Genomic DNA, 2,817 nt, shown 5'->3' on the forward strand with positions numbered 1-2,817 from the left:
TGTACGAGCACGGTCTGACCGTCCCTGAGGCGCCGCCCACGCGGGTCGACCGGGAGGTGGAGGACGGTGACGTACTCGGCTTCGGCGACGGGGCCGTGGCGGTCCACCTTCCCGGTCACACACCCGGATCCATGGCGGTGCACCTGCCCCGGCAGGGCGTCCTGTTCGCCGGGGACACGGTGGCGTCGGTGCGGGGCGTGACGTTCGGCGTCTTCCACGTGGACCGGGCGCTCGCCCTGGACTCGATGCGCCGCCTCGCGGCGCTCCGGCCCTCGGTGCTGTGCTGCGGCCACGGCGCGCCCGTGACCTCGGACGCGGCGGACCAGCTGGCGGCTGCCGCAGCCTCGGCCGCCTGAGCACCGGGCCGCGTCGGCGGGGCGGGCGCACCCTGCGGTGGCCCCGGTGAGCGCGTCGGCCCCCGTGGGCCGGACCGCCCGTCAGCCCACCGGAACGCCGGCCTCCAGGTTGAGCACCGTGCCCTGTTCGCGGGCGCGCAGGGCCCAGCGGAGGCGGTCGTAGCGGACCGGGGGCAGGAGGTCGGCGGCCTCGGACTCGGTGACGAAGCGCCAGGCGCGCAGTTCGGCCCCCGGGAGGCGGAGGCGGGCCGTGTCAGCCGCGTCGAGACGGCCTCCGTCGTACAGCAGGCGCATCCCGCCGAAGCCGGGTGGCTTGGGCCGTTCCCAGTCGACCAGCAACAGCCGGGGGACGGCGTCGAGGTGGAGTCCTATCTCCTCGGCGACCTCCCGCATCCCGGCGCGGGCGGGCGGTTCACCGGACTCGACGACACCGCCGGGGAACTCCCAGCCGGGCTTGTAGGTGGGGTCCACGAGCAGGACGCGGTCCTGTGCGTCGAAGAGCAGGACACCGGCGGCGAGGGTCTCCCGCGTCGGCTCGGGTGTCTGGACGATGCCGCAGGGCGTGGCCCGGCCGGCCAGGACCGCGTCGGCGACGGCCCGGGCGGCCTCGGCCGGGGTGAGCGACGAGTTGTCGACGGTGTACGCGTCGGCGGTGAGCCAGCCGAGGGCCTCCTGGTAGGGGGCCATGTGGCCGTGGCACCAGCGGCGTACCCGTGCGTCGGCCTCGGGGTCACCGTGCTCGGAGCGGCCGTCGATCCGCTTCCGCAGGATCGTTTCCTCCGGGGCGAGCAGGACGTGCCGTACGTCGATGCGGCGGGCGGCGAGCCCGCCGAAGATCTCGTCCCGGTACTCCTGCCGCAGCAGGGTCATCGGGACGACCAGTACGCCGCCGACCTCGGCGAGCAGGGCGGCGGCGGTGTCGACCACCAGGCGGCGCCAGATGGGCAGATCCTGGAAGTCGTCGACCTCGGCGAGCCGCCGGGGAGGAAGCAGGGTGCTCAGGGCCCCGCCGAAATACTCCGGGTCGAAGACGGTGCTGTGCGGGATCAGTCCGACCAGCTCACGCGCGGTCGTGGACTTCCCCGCGCCGAACGTCCCGTTGATCCAGACGATCACGTGTCCCCCTTTGTCGACAGGCCCCCAGTGGATTGCCCGCACCACCCTGCCACGGAAACCACCGGCCGGGCCCCGGGCGGCGCCTCCGTGGGGGCCCCACCGGCGCAGGCGCCCCCCGCACCGGCGCGTGCGCGGCCCCCGGGCGCCCCCGCGCACGCCGGTGTGCCGTTCCAGGAGCAGCCCGTGCCCACCGCCGGCCCTCTTCTTCTGCGGCGAAGGGAAGCGGCAGCGCTCGGAGCGCGGGGCCTCCGGCGCCCGGCATGTTCTCGATGAGGCCGGCCACGAAAGAGTCGCCGGTGGAGGTGCCCCGGTGCCCGCGGGCCACCAGCTCGCGGCTGAGCGCGAGACCGGGCAGGACATGGCTGACGACGGGGACGCCGACCATCGCGACATGGTCGATCACTCGCTTCGGGCGCGGGACGGGGCGGGCGGTGTGGCGAGGACGCGTCGTCAGCGCCGGTCGATCCGCGCGGCGGCCTCCTCCAGGTCGGCGACGCTCCCCGACATGATCGTCCGTACATGCCTGGTGATGTGCTGCAGGGGCCAGTCCCACCACGCCACGGCGAGGAGCCGGTCGACGTCTCCGGCGTCGTAGCGCGTGCGGATGAGCCGGGCGGGGTTGCCGCCGACGATGCCGTAGTCCGGGACGTCGCCGGTGACCATGGCGCCGGCGGCGATGATCGCGCCGTGGCCGATGCGTACGCCGGGCATGACCGTGGCGCCGTGGCCGAACCACACGTCGTTGCCGACGACCGTGTCGCCCCGGCCGGGCAGGTCGGTGATCAGGTCGAAGTGCTCCGCCCAGGAGCCCCCCATGGTGGGGAACGGGAAGGTGGAAGGCCCGTCCATGCGGTGGTTGGCGCCGTTCATGATGAACCGGGTGCCCGTCCCCAGCGCGCAGTACTTGCCGATGACAAGCCGTTCGGGGCCGTAGTGGTACAGGACGTTGCGCGTCTCGAACGCGGTCGGCTCGTCCGGATCGTCGTAATAGGTGAAGTCACCGACCTCGATCAGCGGTGACTTCACCAGCGGCTTCAGCAGAACCACGCGCGGGTGCTCGGGCATCGGGTGGAGCACGGTCGGGTCGGCGGGAACGGGGGGCATCGCGGAGGCGGTTCCTCTCGGACGAGATAAAGCGACAAGTGTCGCGTTAGGATGCTGGCACAGCTCTGCCGCCCCGATCAACCGGATACGGATCGCCGATGACGGACCCACTGGACACGACCTCGGACCGCCGCCCGGGCGGTCGCACCGCCCGCGTCCGCGCCCAGGTTCTCGACGCGGTGCGCGCCGAACTCGCCGAAGGCGGTCACGAAGGACTCACGATCGAGGGTGTCGCGACGCG

General features: G+C 73.4%; 3 protein-coding genes and 1 pseudogene. 2 read left to right on the forward strand and 2 right to left on the reverse strand.

The features are described from left to right. Window positions 1-356: MBL fold metallo-hydrolase (locus RIF68_RS33390; protein WP_309055216.1), on the forward strand; the 356-nt coding region annotated here is incomplete at its 5' end. Window positions 357-437: 81 nt separating this feature from the next. On the opposite strand, the gene RIF68_RS33395 is transcribed toward RIF68_RS33390, so the two are convergent. Beyond that, on the reverse strand, window positions 438-1,472 hold the full coding sequence (locus RIF68_RS33395; protein ID WP_309055218.1) for an NUDIX domain-containing protein: 1,035 nt from the start codon (window positions 1,470-1,472) through the stop codon (window positions 438-440). 450 nt (window positions 1,473-1,922) lie between these two features. Continuing rightward, a complete protein-coding gene (locus RIF68_RS33405) occupies window positions 1,923-2,576 on the reverse strand; it encodes a CatB-related O-acetyltransferase (RefSeq protein WP_309055220.1) in 654 nt (217 codons plus the stop codon). A gap of 98 nt (window positions 2,577-2,674) precedes the next feature. Here RIF68_RS33405 and RIF68_RS33410 point away from each other — a divergent pair. Continuing rightward, a pseudogene (locus tag RIF68_RS33410) lies at window positions 2,675-2,817 on the forward strand (TetR family transcriptional regulator); the annotation flags it as partial.

Origin of the sequence: Streptomyces sp. (genome assembly GCF_031178505.1) — a bacterium.
GTDB lineage: Bacteria > Actinomycetota > Actinomycetes > Streptomycetales > Streptomycetaceae > Streptomyces > Streptomyces gulbargensis.